Origin of the sequence: Catonella sp. (genome assembly GCF_052169795.1) — a bacterium.
Lineage (GTDB): Bacteria > Bacillota > Clostridia > Lachnospirales > Lachnospiraceae > Catonella.
The window spans coordinates 25,916-45,072 of record NZ_JBQNBU010000004.1 but is presented as its reverse complement, the minus strand read 5'-3'; the positions used below and the strand labels follow the sequence as shown (position 1 = coordinate 45,072).

Here is a 19,157-nt window from a genome sequence, read left to right as displayed (position 1 = left end):
ATAGAAGAAATAATGATTTCATTCAAGACTTTAGAACAAGAAATTTTAAAGAATTTTGGCAAAAAATTTGTAAAAATATTGACTTTTTTTTGCCACCTTTTTGGGGTAGTGTGTAGGCTATAGTATAGATACGGATTTGGAGAGAATATGTTGAAAAAAATTTTAATTAAGAGCATAATGATAGCATTCATGCTGGGAGTGTTTTGTGGCGGCCTTCCAAGTAAGGAGGCAGATATTAATAAAATAGAAGCAGTCTATGCAGCTGAAAAAAAGATGGCAGTCTGCACAGCTGAAAAGCTAAGAATAAGGACAGATGCAGGAATTAATTTTCCTCAGCTCACATCCAATGGGAATAAAGTTTATCTTCTTTTAAATGAAAAAGCGGAAGTAAAAGGTGAGAAAACAGCTGCAAATGGACAGAAGTGGTATAAAGTCACATTCAAATTCAATGGGAAAAAGGTAACAGGCTTTGCTTTGAGTGATTTTATAAAAATTCAGGCCGAAAAGGATAAGACAGAAAAAAAAGAAGAAAATAACTCAAAAAATAATATATCTTCTGATGTGAAGTTAAAAGAAGTTCCTAAATATAGCTATAAAGCAGAAGTGAAGATAAAAGGTCTTCGCCTCAGGACTGATGCAGGTACGGATAAGGCTCAGTATAAGCTTGATAATCAGGGTGTTGTATTACCCAATGGTCAGGCAGTCAATATAATTGGTGAGAAAAATGACAGTAAAAAAGCCAAATGGTATAAAATCAGTACCAAAATCAATAAAAAGACAGTTAAAGGCTATGTGCTGGGAGAATATGTTAAGCTTTTGGTTGATAAGAAAAATTTTGCCTACGCAAAGGTAACAGCTAAAAAAGGTGCTGCTATCAAAGTGAAGGCTAATTCTAAAGGCAAGGCATTAAAAGACAGTAAGGGAAAGGATGTAGTTTTAAAAAAGGATACAATTGTCAGTATCTTCTATGAAATAACTTTGGGCAAAATTAAATATTTTAAGGCTAGTTTCAGTATGGGAGGAAAAGAGCTGACAGGATATTTGGTTGCGGACACGGTGAAATTTGTTGGTGTAGCAGAAGATGAGGCCGAGAAGGATGATTCAGAGCAGGAGACAGATGATTCTAATCAGAATGAAGACGAGGATTCATCAGAGGATGATGAAGAGAATGACGATGAATCTGAAGATGAGGATGACGGAAATGGTTCAGGAGTAATTGGAAATAATAATAATAATAAGATAAATAATAGCGGTCAGTTTGTAGCACAGAAAGCTTATATAACTTCTGATAAGGTAGAAATATATAATGAGAGAGATTATAAGTCGGATATTCTTAAGGAGATTGACACAGGTATTTCTTATAAGCTGTCTATGAACCAAGAGGTAATAGCTAGAAAACAGTATACGGTAGGGAACGAAAAATGGTATCTGATAACTTATATAGTAAATGACAGTACCGGAAAACAAGTAATTGGTGCCGGATTTATACCGGAAAAATTTATTAAATTAAGCGGGGAGCCTGTAGATGATTCTACAGGCTCTAGTAATAAGAAGAAACTTAGTGACAAAAAGTTTGAGGAAAGTCTTGCCGAACAGAGATTTCCGGAGGACTATAAACCCTTTTTAAGAGAATTGCATAAGGCACATCCTTACTGGCATTTTGAAGCAAGGCATTTGGGGCTTGACTGGGAGTATGCTGTAGAGAAAGAAAGCGTTGTGGGACTTAACCTTTTACATAATTCTAAGAATTATGCTTGGAAATCAATGGAAGAAAAGGCCTATGATTGGGTGAATGATGCTTTTATAGCTTATGATGGAAGTGGTTGGGTTACGGCATCTAATAAGGCGGTAAGATACTACATGGATCCAAGAAATTTTTTGAATGAGGATTATATTTATCAGTTTGAACTGCTCTCTTTTAAGCCGGAGTATCATACAGAGAAAGGGATAGAGGCTATTCTCTCGGGGTCGCCTATGAAGGATACATTTTTTGATTATATTGCATCTGATGGGACAAAAAATACTATGAGTTATGCAGAGACTTTTTTGCTTGCAGGTATTTATTCCGGAGTAAGTCCTTACCACTTAGCAAGTAGGGTGAAACAGGAAGTAGCAGGTGGAGGAAAGTTTTCATCAAGTGTTACAGGAACAGTGGCAGGACATGAGGGATATTATAATTTTTACAACATAGGAGCCTATAATAATACAGCACCCGGTGGGGCTGTTGCAAGCGGACTTAAATTTGCAGCTAATGGAAGTTTGTCAAAGACTATGATTGGGAGTAAAAGTTTCAATGAATTTATTAAAATTCCATGGAATAACAGGTATGATGCAATATTAGGTGGAGCAGCTTATATAGTCAATAATTATATATTGAGAGGGCAAAATACGCCTTATCTTGAGAAGTTTAATTTTACAGATAAGAATACATTTTCACACCAGTATATGGCGGCTATATTTTCACCCGGTTCAGAGTCACTGATTACAAAAAAAGCCTATGCTGAACTTATGGATGAACCTTTAGTATTTTCAATACCGGTTTTTGAAAATATGCCGGTCGAAATAAGTGCAATACCTGAAGATATATTAAGTCCTAATAACTGGCTTTCATCACTTAAAGCTACAGGTTATTCTATTACTCCTACCTTTAAGCCGTCTGTAACAGAAGGATATAGCATAGTTGTAGGTAGAGATGTAGAATTTATAGAACTTACAGGAAAGACTGCAAGTAAAAAAGCTGTGGTAACAGGTTTGGGTCAGATTCGTTTAGCTCCAAGCGGATTAACGGAAGTTCAGGTAGAAGTGGTGGCAGAAAACGGAGATATAAGGACTTATAAAATAAAGGTGGCAAAGGAGGGGTGAGATTATGAAAAAAAATATAATATCTATATTGATTTTTTTACTCTCTTTTTTATATTGCAGGGAAGATATTTTTGCATCAGATGCAAGTATATGGCTTAAAGGAGACAGTGCGGTAACAGTTGGGAATGAATTTGATGTTACTATTGAGATTAGCTCTGAAGAGGATCTAAATGAGATAGAAACCTATCTTTCTTATAGTGATGAAATAGCCAAATTTATTTCAGCGGATGATGGGATTGCAGGAGGAAAAGGGCTTTTAAGAGTAAATATAAGAAGCTTTGAGGACAATTCGAAGAAATTCACATATAAAATCAGGTTCTTGGCAAGGAAGGCAGGTAAATTTACAATTTCATTTTCAGATACAGTACATATGTATGCTAAGGATACTGATGATGAGATTTCAGTTGCTTCGAGTGATTTGGAGATTCTTGTAAAAAATAAAAGGCAGGCATCATCAGACAGTAGCCTTTCTAACTTAAAAATAGCAGGGGCAGAACTTAAGCCTAAATTTTCAAAAAGTATATTGGATTACACGGCAGAGGTAGGACCGGATGTAGAGAATATAGTGGTAGGAGTAGACCTCTCGGATGCAAATTCTGAGTACAGCTTAAAAAAAGACTATGAAGATAAACTGAAAACAGGTAACAATAAAATAGAAATTATAGTTAAAGCAGAGGATGGAAATACAACCACTTATACTATCACAGTTATCAAGGATGATGAATCGGTGTCGGAAAAAGGTGAGGCAGCTAATTCGGAATTAAAGCCTGAGGATGATAAAAACTCTGAAATTAAAAGCAAATCGGAAGTTACAGAAGAGCCTGAATATGTTCCAAATCCGTCTGATGATGAGGCTCAGACAGAAACTAATATAAAGGATAGCAAACAGGCTGTGGTTTATGTTATAATAGGTGCTGCAATTATTTTAGGAATAATGCTTATATCAGTTATAATAATATATATAAAGAATAAAAATAAAGATGAACTTGAGGATTAAATTTCTTGGAGGAGAGATGGATCGTAAATTAACAGATAATGCAAAACTGGCTTTAAATGCAGCAGAAAAAGCTGCTGTTTCTCTGTCGCAAAATTATGTAGGTTCTGAACATCTTCTGATAGGACTGCTTTTGGCAGATGGAGTTGCAAAGCGGGTATTAGAAGAGAATGGACTTTCTTATGAAAGATTTATAGAGATTGTAAATAAGGTGCTTATGCCGGGCAATGTAGCAGTAGATTCAGTAACCGACCTGACGCCCAGGGCTAAGAGAATTATGGCCTTAGCAGGAAGTGAAGCATACAGGCTGAATTCGGAACAGGTGGGAACAGAGCATATACTGATGGCTCTCCTTAAAGAAGGTGACAGCATAGCAGTAAAGATATTAAACACTATAGGGATTAATTTACAGAAAATATATATAGATATATTAACTGCCCTTGGAATGGATATACATCAGGCTAGAAATGATTATTCAAATTTTAAAAATTCAGACGGCGGAAATAAATTGCATACACCTATGCTTGATCAGTATTCAAGGGATTTGACAGAGTATGCAAGTCGGGGAAAGCTCGATCCTGTGATAGGCAGGGAAACTGAGATACAGAGAGTAGTGCAAATTCTTAGCAGGCGAACCAAAAATAATCCATGTATAATAGGAGAACCGGGCGTTGGTAAAACCGCAATTGCAGAAGGACTTGCTCAGAGAATAGTGGAAGGCAGAGTACCGGATACTATAAGAGGCAAGAGAGTAGTTACTCTGGATATGTCCGGAATGGTGGCGGGTTCTAAGTATAGGGGAGAATTTGAAGAAAGAATAAAAAGAGTTATAGATGAAGTAGTGAAAAGTGGAAATGTACTCCTCTTTATAGATGAAATCCATACAATAATAGGGGCAGGAGGAGCAGAAGGTTCGCTGGATGCATCTAATATACTAAAGCCTTCGCTTGCAAGAGGGGAACTTCAGGTAATAGGAGCTACTACAAGAGGAGAGTACAGAAAGAGAATAGAGAAAGATGCTGCACTTGAAAGAAGATTTCAGCCGGTTGTGATAGAAGAGCCTTCCGAAGAAGAGTCAATGCAGATATTAAAAGGACTTAGAGAGAGGTATGAGGATCATCATGCAGTAAAAATTACTGATGAAGCACTTCTTGCAGCAGTTAAGCTGTCATCAAGATATATAAATGACAGATATCTTCCTGATAAGGCAATTGATCTGATGGATGAGGCGGCAGCTAAGGCGAGACTTTCAGTTTATAATACAAAGCCGGAAAGCTTGGAGTTTGAAAAAAGGATAGCTGAAATTGAAGCTGAGAAAGAAGAGGCAATCAAAAATGAAGCCTATGATGAAGCCGGTCTTTTAAAAAAGGAACAGTGGAAACTGAAGGCAAGACTTACTAAACTAAGACTTGAAGAAGAACAGAAAAGTAAAAATAAGAATATTGTAGTAGGAGAGGATGATATAGCTTCGGTTGTAGCAAGTTGGACAAAAATTCCCGTAAATAAGATTAAGCAGGGGGAGAGTGATAGGCTGATTAAACTTGAATCAACCCTACATGAAAGGGTGATTGGTCAGGAGGAAGCCGTTGTTGCAGTATCGAAAGCAATAAGAAGAGGCAGGGTAGGATTTAATGTGTCCGGACGGCCGATAGGCTCATTCCTTTTCTTAGGACCTACAGGAGTAGGTAAGACTGAACTTAGTAAGGCTTTGACAGAGGCTATGTTTGGAAGCGAAGATTCCATGATAAGGGTTGATATGTCAGAGTACATGGAAAAACACAGCGTGTCTAAGATGATAGGTTCACCTCCGGGCTATGTAGGGCATGAAGAAGGGGGGCAGCTATCTGAAAAGGTGAGGCAGAACCCTTATTCGGTCATCCTTTTTGATGAGATAGAAAAAGCACATCCGGATGTTTTTAATATGCTTTTGCAGGTGCTTGATGATGGACGGATAACTGATTCTCAAGGTAGGACGGTAAGTTTTAAAAATACTATCATTATTATGACATCTAATGCCGGGGCTCAGAAGATAATTACTCCTAAAAAGCTTGGATTTAAGCCGGATGATGGCAAGGAAGCTGATTATAAGCTTATGAAGGCAGGAGTAATGGAAGAGGTAAAGAGGATATTTAAACCGGAATTTTTAAATAGAATAGATGAGACAATAGTGTTTCATACATTGTCTGAAAATGAGCTTAAGAAAATAGTTAAGATTATGCTTAAAGGGCTTGCAGCCAGGGCTAAAGAACAGATGGGACTCAGTATTAAGTTTACTGAAACAGCTATAAAGCATCTTGCTAAGATAGATAAAGAAGCAGATTATGGAGCAAGGCCGTTAGCAAGAAAGATTAAGACGGAAGTTGAAGATTTACTTGCAACAGAAGTAATTTTAGGTAATATAAAAGCCGGAGATTCAATTAAAATTAGTTGTAAAGATAGCAAAATTGATGTAAACTTAATTAAAAAAGAATAAATATTAAAAGGAGAATAAGATGGCAATCGTAGAAGAATTAATTCGCAAATCAGAAGAAGGGTTGGATTTTGGGAATTATAAGCTTACAAGTAAGGCTAAGCTTGAAGGTTTCTCATTTGAAGGAGATGTTTATAAAATTAAAACTTTCAAGGAAATTACAAAACTTGAAAGAAATGGACTTTTTGTGTATGAATCGGTACCGGGTACTGCTGTATTTAATTATAAGAGAAGTGAAGCAGGCGTAAGTTTTGAAGTACAGGGTGAGACTGATGCACAGATTACCTTGGAACTTGGTGAGATGAAAGAGTATGAGATAGAGGTTGATGGAGTAAGTGCAGGTACAATGAAGACTAATCTTGGCGGTAAGCTTACTATAAATGTAGAAACTAAAGAAGATAGTGCGACTCATATAATAGTAAAAGAGGCATAATGGCAAAGAATAAGACAGGATTTTTTTGTGGAGAATGTGGCTACGAGTCTATAAAATGGCTTGGTCAATGTCCTTCATGTAAGGCATGGAATGCTTTTTGCGAAGCTCCAATTACAAAAAAAGGAGGCAGCGGCCTGAAACAAGGCGTGGCTGCCTCTTTGCCGATTAAAATAAAAGATGTTTCTCTTGAAACGGATGAAAGGGTTACAACAGGTATTTCAGAGCTTGATAGAGTGTTAGGCGGGGGAATTGTAAAAGGCTCTCTTGTCCTTGTGGGTGGTGACCCCGGCATAGGTAAGTCCACACTTCTTTTGCAGATGTGTGCTAAGCTGGCGGATAAAAGTATTTCCGTATTCTATGTATCCGGCGAGGAATCAGAAAGACAGATAGCACTTAGAAGCGAACGACTTGGTGGCAAATTTTCGGATATGCTCCTTTTTTGTGAGACAGATATAGAAAAGATTGAGGCAGCAATAGAGTCAGAAAAGCCTGAGGTGGTAATAGTCGATTCCATTCAGACTATGTATTCTTCCAAGGCTGATTCGGCAGCAGGCAGCATTTCACAGGTAAGAGAAGTGACCTCTAGCTTACTTCGTATATCCAAAGGACTTGGAGTATCTATATTTATTGTAGGTCATGTTACTAAAGAGGGAACGGTAGCAGGTCCAAGGACGCTGGAACATATGGTAGATACTGTGCTTTATTTTGAAGGAGAAGATGTGGCTTCCTACAGGATACTTCGTGCAGTAAAAAACCGTTTTGGCTCTACCAATGAAGTCGGTGTATTTGATATGGGACAGACCGGACTTAGAGAAGTAGCCAATCCTTCTGAATATATGCTTAAGGGTATGCCGGAGAATGCACCCGGATCAGTAGTTGCCTGCACTATGGAAGGCAGCAGACCTATACTCGTAGAAGTACAGGCTTTGGTATGCCAGACTAATTTCAACTTTCCAAAGCGTACTACAGCCGGGGCTGATTATAACAGGGTAAATATTTTAATAGCGGTTCTTGAAAAAAGGCTTGGGTTAAATCTTGGTAACTGTGATGCCTATGTAAATGTGGCAGGAGGACTTAAAATAAATGAGCCTGCCCTTGACCTTGCGATAGTAGCGGCTCTTATATCAAGCTACAGAAATAGGGAGAGCAAGGGTAAGATAATAGCCTTTGGTGAAGTAGGGCTTACAGGTGAGGTGAGAGGAGTAAATCTTGCGAGGCTGAGGCTTGAAGAAATATCCAAGTTTGGAGAAAATCTTGTAATCATACCAAAGGTAAATTATACAAAGGATTTACCTTTTAAGGTGTTGCCGGTAAGCAATGTAAGGGAGTTAATGGATATAATATAATGGGAAAAACGCTGATTATAACTGAGAAACCCTCGGTAGCAGGAGAATATGCGGACATACTTGGAGTTCCGAAACGAGGTCAAGGCTCTTACAATAACAATGAGTACATAATTACCTGGTGTGTGGGGCATTTGATAGAAATGTGCTATCCGGGTGTTTATGATGAAAAATACAATAAATGGAGAATGGAAGATTTGCCTTTCCTTCCGGAAACTTATAAATATGCTGTTATTCCGAATGTGAAAAAGCAGTATGACATAGTGCACAGCCTTATGAATTCCGATGAGATTGATACAATCCTTTATGCAGGCGATAGCGGACGTGAAGGAGAGGTTATCATCAGGCTTATAAGGAATTTCGGTGGTGTAAGAGAGGGGATTGACGAAAGAAGGATCTGGATTGACTCCTTTACCGAAGATGAGATAAAGCGTGGTATGCGTGAAGCTAAGCCTATTTCAGCCTATGACAATCTGGCAGGCGCAGGGATAATGCGTGGAATAGAGGACTATGCTATGGGCATTAATTTTTCAAGAGCCCTGTCTGTAAAGTATGGTTCACTGTTAAACAATAAGGCAGGTACTAAAAAATACTCTGCAATAGCCATAGGCAGGGTTATGACCTGTGTACTTGGTATGGTGGTAAGAAGAGAGAGGGAAATAAGGAACTTTGTTCAGACAAGCTTCTATAAAATATCAGGAAATTTTGGAACCGAAGGAACCAGTTTTTCGGGAGAATGGAAATCAGGTAAGACAAGTAAATATTTTGAAAGCCCTTTACTTTACAATGAAAAAGGTTTTAAGAAAAAAGAAGATGCCGAGAAACTGATTAGCGAATTGGATGATTCTACGGCTGTAGTCCTTAAAAAAGATAAGACAAGTGAAAAGAAAAAAGCACCTCTTTTATTTAATCTGGCTGAGCTACAGGCAGAATGTACCAAGCGTTTTCATATCAGTCCTGAGGATACTCTCAAGGCTGTTCAGGGGCTTTATGAGAGCAAGCTTACCACTTATCCGAGAACAGATGCCAGAGTTATAACCAAGGCTGTGGCGGGAGAGATAACCAAGAATTTAAGCGGCCTTTATGCTTACACGCCGGTAAGTGAATTTGTACTTAAAATCAGGGATGAAGGACTTTATAAAGGTCTTGAAAAGACACAGTATGTGGATGATAAGAAGGTAACTGACCACTATGCTATTATTCCGACAGGAAATGTGAATGAACTTTCTAAACAAAGTGATTTGAACAAAAAAATCTATGATATGATAGTAAGAAGATTTTTAGCTATTTTCTATCCGCCTGCTGTATATGATAAGGTAAGCCTTGTGACAGGAATTAAGCATAAGGAAGGTGATTTCACAGAGGAATTTTATTCTTATGTAAAGGTACTTAAGGAAAAAGGTTACTTGGAGGTATCGGGCTTACCGACTAAGGAAAAAGAAAAAAAGGAAGAGGCTTTGAATGATGGAGACAGTGAAGGTGAAGTTTCAGACAATGAAGCTTTATTAAATTTGCTTTCAACTCTTAAGAAGGGGAGTTCTCTTTTAGTCAATAAACTTGAGACCAAAGAAGGTAAGACTACACCACCGAAGCGTTATACCTCAGGTTCTATGATTCTTGCCATGGAAAATGCAGGTCAGTTAATAGAAGATGAAGAACTTAGGGCGACTATAAAAGGGGCAGGCATAGGAACCTCTGCAACAAGAGCCGGTATTATAGATAAGTTAGTAAAAATAGGCTATCTTACTCTAAATAAGAAAACACAGATACTTACACCTATGCTTTTTGGAGAAATGGTTTATGAAGTGGCAGATATGGCTATTCCTGCCATGCTTAACCCTGAAATGACAGCAAGCTGGGAAAAAGGGCTTTCCGGAGTTGAAGCAGGAGAGATAACTACTGCAAAATACGAGGAGACACTCAATACCTATGTAAGGAAGTATATAGAAAATATCAGGCATAAAGACCTTAGTAGGGAGCTTGGAAGCAGGCTGGAAATGATTAAGAAATATAGCAAATAGATCATTCTACACTTGTAGTGCGGTTATAAAATTAGAAGTAAATGAAAATTTACTCGGATAAGGAGTGACAATGGAAAGTATTAAAATTACAGAGCTTTACGACCTTACCAAAACTATTGTGGCTGATTATTTAAGTAAATTTACTTATCCCTTTGAAGCACTTAAAGGAATAAGTGAGTTAATAATCAGTTTGGGTGAAAGTCTTGACAGCTCGGTTTATGAAAAAAGAGGGGAGAATGTCTGGGTAGCAAAGTCTGCTAAAGTGGCTCCTACTGCGTTCTTGGGAGCACCTTGCATAATAGGTGAAAATACAGAGGTAAGGCATTGCGCCTTTATAAGAGGAAGTGCCTTAGTCGGAAATGACTGTGTGGTCGGAAATTCTGTTGAACTTAAAAATGTAATTATTTTTGATAATGTACAGGTTCCTCATTATAACTATGTGGGAGATTCTATCTTAGGCTATCGTTCCCATATGGGGGCAGGCTCTATTACAAGCAATGTAAAGTCGGATAAAACTGAGGTGGTAATTAAGTCTGAAACTGAAAGCATAGAAACAGGTCTTAAGAAGGTAGGAGCCTTTCTTGGTGACTATGTAGAAATAGGATGTAACAGCGTGCTTAACCCGGGCACTGTAATTGGAAGAAGCTCAAATGTCTATCCACTTTCTATGGTAAGAGGGGTAGTGCCTCCGAATAGTATATATAAGAAAAAGGGAGATATTGTAGAGAAAAATGCGTAATTTAAGTCTTGATAGATTTTCAGAGGAGCTTTTTAGTAAAAATGCAATTCCGGGAGGTGGAGGAGCTACAGCCTTGGTTGGGGCACTTGCTGTTTCTCTAGGTGCTATGGCAGCTAATCTTACAGTAGGCAAGGTAAAATATGCAGAACATACTGCAAGATTAGAAGAAATTTTAATAAGAGCAGAAGAGCTGAGGGTTCATTTGCTTGAACTTATAGATGAGGATGCAAAAGGTTTTGGTGAGGTAAGCAAGGCTTATAAGTTAAAACCCAAGGATGAAGAAGTAATTGAAAAAGCTCTTGTCAGTGCTGCAACACCTCCGTTAAATATGATGAAAGCAGTAAAAGAGGTAATAGAACTTCTTGATGAACTTTCAGCCAAAACAAGTGTGTTGGTGGTAAGTGATGTAGGTGTTGGTGCAAAACTTGCAGGTGCAGCCTTAAGTTCAGCTTACTTAAATATAGTAGTAAATACAAGGCTTATGAAGAATAAGGCAGAAGCAGAAAGTCTGGAGAAAAAGGCTGAAAATCTGTATTTTTATGGGAAAAAAGCTGATGAAATATATGATAAGATTGTTAATATAATAAGGTAAATAAGTTATCTGAAAAAATCACCAATAAAAACGCTAAAAAATGTGAAAATTTTGTCAAAAATAATAATTGATACTGTGATGATTTTTTTTGTTTATTAGTGTATAATCACACTAGGGAAAATTTTAAAAAATTTTCGTGTTTGGTTAAACTAACAGTACAATATATTTTAAGAAAGAAAGAGGTACAACAGAATGGCAAACATTGATTTAACACAGTATGGCATTACCGGTACAACAGAGATCGTTCACAATCCTTCTTTTGATGAGCTTTTCAAAGAAGAGACAAAAGAAAGCCTCACAGGCTTTGAAAAAGGACAGGTTACAGAGCTTGGTGCTGTTAACGTAATGACAGGTATTTACACAGGTCGTTCACCTCAGGATAAATTCATCGTTATGGATGAGAATTCTAAGGATACAGTTTGGTGGACAACACCTGAGTATAAGAATGATAACCACCCAGCTACAAAGGAAGCTTGGGATGAAGTTAAGAAGCTTGCTCAGGAAGAACTTTCTAACAAAAGACTTTTTGTAGTTGATGCATTCTGCGGTGCTAATAAAGATACAAGAATGGCAGTTCGTTTCATCGTTGAGGTTGCTTGGCAGGCTCATTTTGTAACCAACATGTTCATTCAGCCAACAGCAGAGGAACTCGAGAACTTCAAGCCTGATTTCATTGTTTACAATGCTTCTAAGGCTAAAGTTGAGAACTACAAGGAGTTAGGACTTAACTCAGAGACAGCAGTAGTATTTAATATCACAAGCCGTGAGCAGGTTATTCTTAATACATGGTACGGCGGAGAAATGAAGAAGGGTATGTTCTCTATGATGAACTACTACCTCCCACTTAAAGGAATGGCTTCTATGCACTGTTCAGCAAATACAGATATGGACGGAAAGCATACAGCTATCTTCTTCGGTCTTTCAGGAACAGGTAAGACTACACTTTCAACAGATCCTAAGCGTCTTCTTATCGGTGATGATGAGCATGGTTGGGATGACAACGGAGTATTTAACTTCGAGGGTGGCTGCTATGCTAAGGTTATTAACCTTGACAAAGAATCAGAGCCTGATATCTACAACGCAATCAGAAGAGATGCTCTTCTTGAGAACGTAACTGTAGATGCTGATGGAAAGATTGATTTTAAGGATGGAAGCACAACAGAGAATACCCGTGTATCTTATCCTATTAACCATATTGAGAAGATTGTACGCCCTGTTTCAGCAGCTCCTGCAGCAGAGAACGTTATCTTCCTTTCAGCAGATGCTTTTGGAGTACTTCCTCCAGTATCTATTCTTACACCGGAGCAGACACAGTATTACTTCCTTTCAGGATTTACTGCTAAGCTTGCAGGTACAGAGCGTGGTATCACAGAGCCTACACCTACATTCTCAGCTTGCTTCGGACAGGCTTTCCTTGAGCTTCATCCTACAAAGTATGCAGAAGAACTTGTTAAGAAGATGCAGAAGAGCGGAGCAAAGGCTTATCTCGTAAATACAGGCTGGAACGGAACAGGCAAGAGAATTTCTATTAAGGATACCCGTGGTATCATTGATGCCATCCTTAGTGGAGATGTAAATAAGGCTCCTACCAAGAAGATTCCTTACTTTGATTTTGAAGTTCCTACAGAGCTTCCTGGTGTTGATACAGGTATTCTTGATCCTAGAGATACTTATGCTAATGCTTCTGAGTGGGAAGAGAAGGCAAAGGATCTTGCAGGCAGATTTGTAAAGAACTTTGCTAAATATGAGAACAATGAGGCAGGTAAGGCACTTGTTGCAGCAGGTCCTAAGCTTTAATGTATACACAACTTTATATTGATATATAGAGAGATCCTCTCCTTGGCTTAGCCGGGGAGAGGATAATTTTAAGAAAATAGTTCAACAATAGGGTTTGCTGAAAATTTTAATTATTAGATGAGGGGTGGAAAATTTTTAGTATGAAACGAACAAAAATTATCTATGGATTAATATGCTGTATATTTTTATCAGGAAGCAGCTTGCTTAATACTGTACCGGTTTATGCGTACGATTATAATGATGAAGATAATAATTATTATAATAATTATAATGATGAAGATGATGACTATGACAATAACTATGATTATTATTATTGGAAAAATTATTGGGAAAATAAGAATAGATATAATAATGAAAATAACCAAAATAATGGAAATAATTTAAATAATGGAAATAACCAAAATAGTGACAATAATCAAAATAATGACAATAATCAAAATAATGATAATACAATAAATCAGGACAATAATAATCAAAAAAATAACGATTATGATGATGAAGACGATGATTATATTTCTGAACCGGAAAAGCCGAAGATTGATATGACAAATGTTACTCTGGAAAAAGAAGAACTTGAAGGACTGCTTATTTCAAATGAAAATGATTGGGATAATAGATTAGAATTTAAAATAAAAGTAAACAGTGAAGTTGTTTTGAATCCTGTAGATGATGATAAAAACAATGATGAAGATAATGATGAAGATAATGATGAAGATAGCGATGAAGATAATGTAGAATTTCCTGAAGAAAATACCAGAGTAAGTGTTGAAAGTTCAAATGAGGACATGTATTTTAATGTGTACTTGCGAAATAATATTTTAATAATTACAACACAATCATCAGGAAAAACTACATTAAAGCTGACTATTAATGATAAAGAATTTAAGATTAAAGTAAAAATTATAAGTGTTGGTTTTAAGCAAAACTCGAATATTTTAGTTAAGGGTAAAAGTAAAGAAATTTTAACGGATGGTAGTCAAAAATATAAGATAAAATTAAAATCTTCTAATCCCGGCATAGTGTCAGTCAGCAAGGATGGTAAGGTAAAGGCTTTAAAAGAAGGAAATGCAATTATTACCGGAGAGATAGATGGCAAAAAGATGTATGCTCTTGTTTCTTCGGTTTCGGAAGTAAGGAAAAAGGCAATTGACTGGGCGGTAAGTTATGTAGAAAAGAGTGAGTACAGCCAGCCTAAAAGAATGCAGGAAGGCTTTTATGACTGCAGTGCCTTAGTTTGGAGGGCATATAATAAATTTGGAATTAATTTAGGCGGGATGAACTATGCTCCTACGGCAGCAGAACTTTGCAGGACTTATGATAAAAAGAAGCGTACTATGAGTTATAAAAACATTTATAAAAAAGACAATATATTAAAATTTTTACCGGGTGACTTAATGTTTTATTCCGGAGAAAAAAATGGGCGTTATAAAAATATTTATCATGTAGAGATGATATCAGGACTTTATTTTTCTGGATTGGATAAAAAAGGAAAGCCTGATATAGGTTTTGGATATATCAGAGTTTCTCCTTATGGAGATCTGACATACGCAAGGGTAGAGGTGAAATAAATAGAAGTATCAGATGGCTATGTTTTTTATTATACTATATTGTATAATGGAAGCATAGTTTTTGATATTTTTATGCATATCTTGCAAATCGGTCTAAATTATGTCTAAAGTATTAAGATTTATATAAAATATTGCTATATTTATCTAAAAAAGGTAGAATTATAGAGGATATAAATAATTTGCAGTATAGCACTTGGTAGGAGGTGTTTATGAAAAAAAAACTTATGGGCTTTATATTTGGTACGGTGTTCTTGACAGCTTCGTTTGGAAATTTTGGGAAACTTAAGGCAGATACAACTATAGAGGATATAGTTCCTAATCTAAATGTCATACGAAGCCTTGAAGATAAAGAACAGGTAAATATGTATAAAACAGTAGTGAATGAGAAGGGGTATCAGAATATAACTCTTAACTTTGATGAGACTAAAAAAGATCAGGTTAAAAATGGATGGACAATCAAGGTATATGATGAAAATAAAAAAGAAATTTATAAGGTGGACGGTATAAAGGCACAGTTTTCCACTGGAAACTTTTCATTTGCTAAGGATAAAATTGTCTATATTTCTGTTGAAAGTGCAACCTCAGGCTTTTTATTTATGCCAAAGGGAGTAGAGTATAATCTGAATTTTCATACTTATTCGGCAGAAGACTATGAAAGTGAACCTAATAACAAGTATATGAATGCTAATGAAATAGGGACAAGAAGTTATATAAAGGGAAATCTTATAAATAGTTCAGATGAAGATTATTATGTGTTTAAAACTGATGACAAGGGTTACACGGAATTGTTATTTGAAATTTTAGATTTTGAACCTGATAGAATAGGAAATGGCTGGGATATAGAAATCTATGATAAGAATAAGAGTCTTTTATATAAAGAGGAAAATATTAAAAAAGATACTAAGTTTCCTAAATTGCCACTGGTTAAAGGGCAGGAAATATATATCAGAATTAAGGCAAAGGGAAGTTTACTTTATGTTGTGCCGGAAGCGGTGGAATATAGGTTGCAGGCGAGTTTAATAAAGACAGATAAATGGGAGTTAGAGGATAATGGCAGTTTCAGTAAGGCGAATAAGCTGAAAACTACTTTGTCCGGAAACATATTAAATGAGAGTGATGTTGATTATTTTGAATTTAGTGCAGGTAAGTCAGGGAAGTATAAAATCAGCTTAAATACCGGAGATAATGTAGATGGAGAGTATAGGGTTGAGATTTTTGTAAAAAATAAGGGGAAATCTGTATTTCAAGAACAGACTAAAGGAGATAAGAATTTCATAGTTAAAGCTAAAAAAGGACAGAAAGTTTGGGTAAAACTTAGCGGTGTACATGGGAAATCACCTATAGGTAATGAATATACTTTGCGATATAAGGCGGTTAAAAAGAAAAGAGTTAAGAATGTAAATAAGGGTAAATAGGAGGTTTGTATGGATTTTTTGGAATTAGCAAAGGAAAGATATTCCTGTAGACAGTTAAGTGATAAAAAAGTAGAAAAGGAAAAGCTGGATAAAATCATACAGGCAGGTATACTTGCACTACTGCCACTAACGCACAACCTTATAAGATTTGGATTATAGAGAGTGATGAAGCAAAAGAAAAACTTGCCAAAGCAAACAGGTATAAGTTTGGAGCTGAAGTTTTCTTTATAGTTGGAGCTAAAAGAGATGCAGCCTGGGTGCGTAAATTTGATAATTATAATTTTGCGGATGTAGATGCATCTATAGTGGCTACGCATATGATGATGGAAATAGCTGATTTAGGTCTTGGAACTACATGGGTAGGGCATTTTGATGAGCCTCTGCTTAAGAAAGAATTTCCTGAAATGAAGGATTATGAACTTATTGCCATTTTCCCTGTGGGTTATCCTGCAGAAGATGCAAAGCCTGCTGAAAGACATAATATTAGAAAAACGGTAGAAGAAGCAGTAGAATATCTGTAAGAAAATTGAAATTTGAAGGCTATGATTAATTGTTAAATAGGTCACAGATGCAGCAATACTCTTGGTTGTGCTGTGTTTGTGACCTATTTATTATTATTTGTGATTAATTTGTGATAATTAAAAAAAATACTTGCAAAATTAACTCAAAGAGGTTATTATATGATTATGATTTAGCACTCATAAAGAAAGAGTGCTAATAAAGTAGAAATATATGATTTAATATACAAAGGAGGAACTAAGATGAAGTTAGTACCATTAGGAGACAGAGTAGTATTAAAGCAGATAGCAGCAGAAGAAACCACAAAATCAGGTATTATTTTACCGGATCAGGCACAGGAGAAGCCACAGCAGGCAGAAGTTATAGCTGTAGGTCCTGGCGGAGTAATAGATGGCAAAGAAGTAGTTATGCAGGTTAAAGAAGGACAGAAGGTTATTTATTCTAAATATGCAGGAACCAATGTTAAGCTTGAAAACGAGGAATATATCATAGTTAAGCAGTCCGATATACTTGCAGTTGTTGAATAAAAATTGGAATAACTTTAGATAAATTTAAGGAGAAAGAAAATGGCAAAACAGATTAAATTTGGTACAGAAGCTAGAAAGGCTCTTGAGGCTGGTGTTAATCAGCTTGCAGATACAGTTAGTGTAACTTTAGGACCTAAGGGAAGAAATGTAGTACTTGACAAGAGTTATGGTGCTCCTCTTCTTACCAATGACGGTGTTACTATTGCAAAAGAAATCGAGCTTCCTGATGAGTTTGAGAATATGGGAGCACAGCTTGTTAAAGAAGCAGCTACCAAGACAAATGATGTAGCCGGTGATGGAACTACTACAGCTACTGTACTTGCACAGGCTATGATAAATGAAGGTATGAAGAACCTTGCAGCAGGTGCCAATCCTATCATCCTTAGAAAAGGTATGAAGAAGGCAACTGAGTGTGCAGTAGAGGCTATTTCCAAGATGAGCAGCCCTGTAGAGGGTAAATCTCACGTACAGAGAATTGCAGCTATTTCAGCAGGTGATGATGAAGTAGGAACACTTGTAGCAGATGCTATGGAGAAAGTTAGTAAAGACGGTGTTATCACTGTTGAAGAGAGCAAGACTATGAAGACTGAGCTTGACCTCGTAGAAGGTATGCAGTTTGACAGAGGTTATGTATCAGCTTATATGTGCACAGATATGGATAAGATGGAAGCAGTTCTTGACAACCCATACATCCTTATTACAGATAAGAAGCTTAGCAACATTCAGGATGTACTTCCACTTCTTGAGCAGATTGTACAGCAGGGTGCAAGACTTCTCATTATCGCTGAAGATGTTGAGGGAGAGGCTCTTACAACACTTGTAATCAATAAGCTTCGTGGAACATTCAATGTAGTAGCTGTAAAGGCTCCGGGTTATGGTGACAGAAGAAAAGAAATGCTTCAGGATATAGCTATTCTTACAGGTGGACAGGTTATCTCAAGTGAGGTAGGTCTTGAGCTTAAGGATGCTACCCTTGAACAGCTTGGACGTGCTAAGAGTGTAAAGGTTCAGAAAGAAAATACAATTATAGTAGATGGTGAGGGCGATACAGAGGCTATTAAGTCAAGAGTTGCTCAGATTAGAAGCCAGATTGAAGAAACAACTTCTGATTTTGATAGAGAGAAGCTTCAGGAAAGACTTGCTAAGCTTGCTGGTGGTGTTGCAGTTATCCGCGTAGGTGCTGCTACTGAGGCAGAAATGAAAGAAAATAAGCTTCGTATGGAAGATGCTCTTGCAGCTACCAAAGCAGCTATAGAAGAAGGAATAATTGCAGGTGGTGGTTCAGCTTATATCCATGCTACAAAAGAGGTAGAGAAGCTTGCAGCTGAACTTGAAGGTGATGAAAAGACAGGAGCAAAGGTGGTGCTCAAGGCTCTTGAGGCTCCGCTCTTTAAGATAGCAGCCAATGCAGGTCTTGAAGGTGCAGTAATTATAAGCAAAGTTAAAGAAGGCAAGGCAGGCTTTGGTTTCGATGCTCTTAAAGAAGAGTATGTTGACCTTGTAAGTGCAGGAATCCTTGATCCTGTTAAGGTAACCAGAAGTGCACTTCAGAACGCTACCAGCGTAGCTTCTACACTTCTTACCACAGAAAGTCTTGTTGCAGATATTAAAGAAGCAGCTCCTGCTGCACCGGCAGGAATGGGCGCCCCAGGAATGGGAATGATGTAATGATACAAGAATAGAGAAGTAAAGCCCTCGTTGCAAGCTCGCTTGCAAACGAGGGTTTATCTTCTCTATTCGCCAACAATACGCACGTGCCGCCATTTTTCGAAGAAAAATGAGCAGAGCGTGCGTATTGTTGTAGGACTGTGAGAGTGCGGAGCACGGAGCAGTCCGGTATCATTACTAATACAAAGTTATCAGCAAACTAAGTAGCC

Annotated in this window: 15 protein-coding genes; all 15 read left to right on the top strand. The window is 37.1% G+C overall.

Going from position 1 to position 19,157, the window contains the following annotated elements; all coding sequences use genetic code 11:
• Positions 1-147: 147 nt before the first annotated feature.
• Positions 148-2,862, top strand: a complete 2,715-nt coding sequence (locus ACTTKP_RS01200; protein ID WP_442552079.1) for a cadherin-like beta sandwich domain-containing protein — start codon at positions 148-150, stop codon at positions 2,860-2,862.
• Between the two features lie 4 nt (positions 2,863-2,866).
• The gene (locus tag ACTTKP_RS01195; protein WP_442552078.1) at positions 2,867-3,859 is read left to right on the top strand and encodes a cadherin-like beta sandwich domain-containing protein; all 993 of its coding nucleotides are present in this window, start codon (positions 2,867-2,869) and stop codon (positions 3,857-3,859) included.
• Positions 3,860-3,875: 16 nt separating this feature from the next.
• Entirely contained in the window at positions 3,876-6,329 is a 2,454-nt protein-coding gene (locus ACTTKP_RS01190) for an ATP-dependent Clp protease ATP-binding subunit (protein ID WP_442552077.1), read from the top strand.
• A 19-nt stretch (positions 6,330-6,348) separates the two neighbouring features.
• Complete coding sequence (locus ACTTKP_RS01185; RefSeq protein WP_442552076.1) at positions 6,349-6,759, top strand: endosialidase; 411 nt, start codon at positions 6,349-6,351, stop codon at positions 6,757-6,759.
• Complete coding sequence (radA, locus tag ACTTKP_RS01180) at positions 6,759-8,105, top strand: DNA repair protein RadA (protein ID WP_442552075.1); 1,347 nt, start codon at positions 6,759-6,761, stop codon at positions 8,103-8,105. Before ACTTKP_RS01185 ends, radA begins: the two co-directional genes overlap by 1 nt.
• On the top strand, positions 8,105-10,123 hold the full coding sequence (locus ACTTKP_RS01175) for a DNA topoisomerase (RefSeq protein WP_442552073.1): 2,019 nt from the start codon (positions 8,105-8,107) through the stop codon (positions 10,121-10,123). The genes radA and ACTTKP_RS01175 overlap by 1 nt, the downstream gene beginning before the upstream one ends.
• Positions 10,124-10,193: 70 nt before the next feature.
• Entirely contained in the window at positions 10,194-10,862 is a 669-nt protein-coding gene (locus tag ACTTKP_RS01170; RefSeq protein ID WP_442552072.1) for an acyltransferase, read from the top strand.
• Entirely contained in the window at positions 10,855-11,454 is a 600-nt protein-coding gene (locus ACTTKP_RS01165) for a cyclodeaminase/cyclohydrolase family protein (protein WP_442552071.1), read from the top strand. Before ACTTKP_RS01170 ends, ACTTKP_RS01165 begins: the two co-directional genes overlap by 8 nt.
• A gap of 192 nt (positions 11,455-11,646) precedes the next feature.
• Positions 11,647-13,251 carry a phosphoenolpyruvate carboxykinase (ATP) gene (pckA, locus tag ACTTKP_RS01160; protein ID WP_442552070.1) on the top strand — a complete coding sequence of 535 codons (1,605 nt, stop codon included), beginning with the start codon at positions 11,647-11,649 and terminating at the stop codon, positions 13,249-13,251.
• Between the two features lie 140 nt (positions 13,252-13,391).
• Positions 13,392-14,819, top strand: coding sequence for a hypothetical protein (locus ACTTKP_RS01155; protein WP_442552068.1), 1,428 nt, complete (start codon positions 13,392-13,394; stop codon positions 14,817-14,819).
• A gap of 209 nt (positions 14,820-15,028) precedes the next feature.
• Positions 15,029-16,234, top strand: a complete 1,206-nt coding sequence (locus ACTTKP_RS01150; RefSeq protein WP_442552067.1) for a hypothetical protein — start codon at positions 15,029-15,031, stop codon at positions 16,232-16,234.
• A 9-nt stretch (positions 16,235-16,243) separates the two neighbouring features.
• Positions 16,244-16,393: a nitroreductase family protein gene (locus ACTTKP_RS01145; protein ID WP_442552066.1), complete on the top strand. Its 150-nt coding sequence runs from the start codon at positions 16,244-16,246 to the stop codon at positions 16,391-16,393.
• Between the two features lie 98 nt (positions 16,394-16,491).
• Positions 16,492-16,755, top strand: a complete 264-nt coding sequence (locus tag ACTTKP_RS01140; RefSeq protein ID WP_442552065.1) for a nitroreductase family protein — start codon at positions 16,492-16,494, stop codon at positions 16,753-16,755.
• A gap of 240 nt (positions 16,756-16,995) precedes the next feature.
• The gene (locus ACTTKP_RS01135) at positions 16,996-17,280 is read left to right on the top strand and encodes a co-chaperone GroES (protein ID WP_442552064.1); all 285 of its coding nucleotides are present in this window, start codon (positions 16,996-16,998) and stop codon (positions 17,278-17,280) included.
• A gap of 39 nt (positions 17,281-17,319) precedes the next feature.
• On the top strand, positions 17,320-18,948 hold the full coding sequence (gene groL / locus ACTTKP_RS01130; RefSeq protein WP_442552063.1) for a chaperonin GroEL: 1,629 nt from the start codon (positions 17,320-17,322) through the stop codon (positions 18,946-18,948).
• Positions 18,949-19,157 lie beyond the last annotated feature (209 nt).

Coding starts and splice junctions, on each gene's coding strand:
- ACTTKP_RS01200 (WP_442552079.1), top strand. CDS start 148: ATGTTGAAAAAAATTTTAATTAAGAGCATAATGATAGCATTCATGCTG.
- ACTTKP_RS01195 (WP_442552078.1), top strand. CDS start 2,867: ATGAAAAAAAATATAATATCTATATTGATTTTTTTACTCTCTTTTTTA.
- ACTTKP_RS01190 (WP_442552077.1), top strand. CDS start 3,876: ATGGATCGTAAATTAACAGATAATGCAAAACTGGCTTTAAATGCAGCA.
- ACTTKP_RS01185 (WP_442552076.1), top strand. CDS start 6,349: ATGGCAATCGTAGAAGAATTAATTCGCAAATCAGAAGAAGGGTTGGAT.
- radA (WP_442552075.1), top strand. CDS start 6,759: ATGGCAAAGAATAAGACAGGATTTTTTTGTGGAGAATGTGGCTACGAG.
- ACTTKP_RS01175 (WP_442552073.1), top strand. CDS start 8,105: ATGGGAAAAACGCTGATTATAACTGAGAAACCCTCGGTAGCAGGAGAA.
- ACTTKP_RS01170 (WP_442552072.1), top strand. CDS start 10,194: ATGGAAAGTATTAAAATTACAGAGCTTTACGACCTTACCAAAACTATT.
- ACTTKP_RS01165 (WP_442552071.1), top strand. CDS start 10,855: ATGCGTAATTTAAGTCTTGATAGATTTTCAGAGGAGCTTTTTAGTAAA.
- pckA (WP_442552070.1), top strand. CDS start 11,647: ATGGCAAACATTGATTTAACACAGTATGGCATTACCGGTACAACAGAG.
- ACTTKP_RS01155 (WP_442552068.1), top strand. CDS start 13,392: ATGAAACGAACAAAAATTATCTATGGATTAATATGCTGTATATTTTTA.
- ACTTKP_RS01150 (WP_442552067.1), top strand. CDS start 15,029: ATGAAAAAAAAACTTATGGGCTTTATATTTGGTACGGTGTTCTTGACA.
- ACTTKP_RS01145 (WP_442552066.1), top strand. CDS start 16,244: ATGGATTTTTTGGAATTAGCAAAGGAAAGATATTCCTGTAGACAGTTA.
- ACTTKP_RS01135 (WP_442552064.1), top strand. CDS start 16,996: ATGAAGTTAGTACCATTAGGAGACAGAGTAGTATTAAAGCAGATAGCA.
- groL (WP_442552063.1), top strand. CDS start 17,320: ATGGCAAAACAGATTAAATTTGGTACAGAAGCTAGAAAGGCTCTTGAG.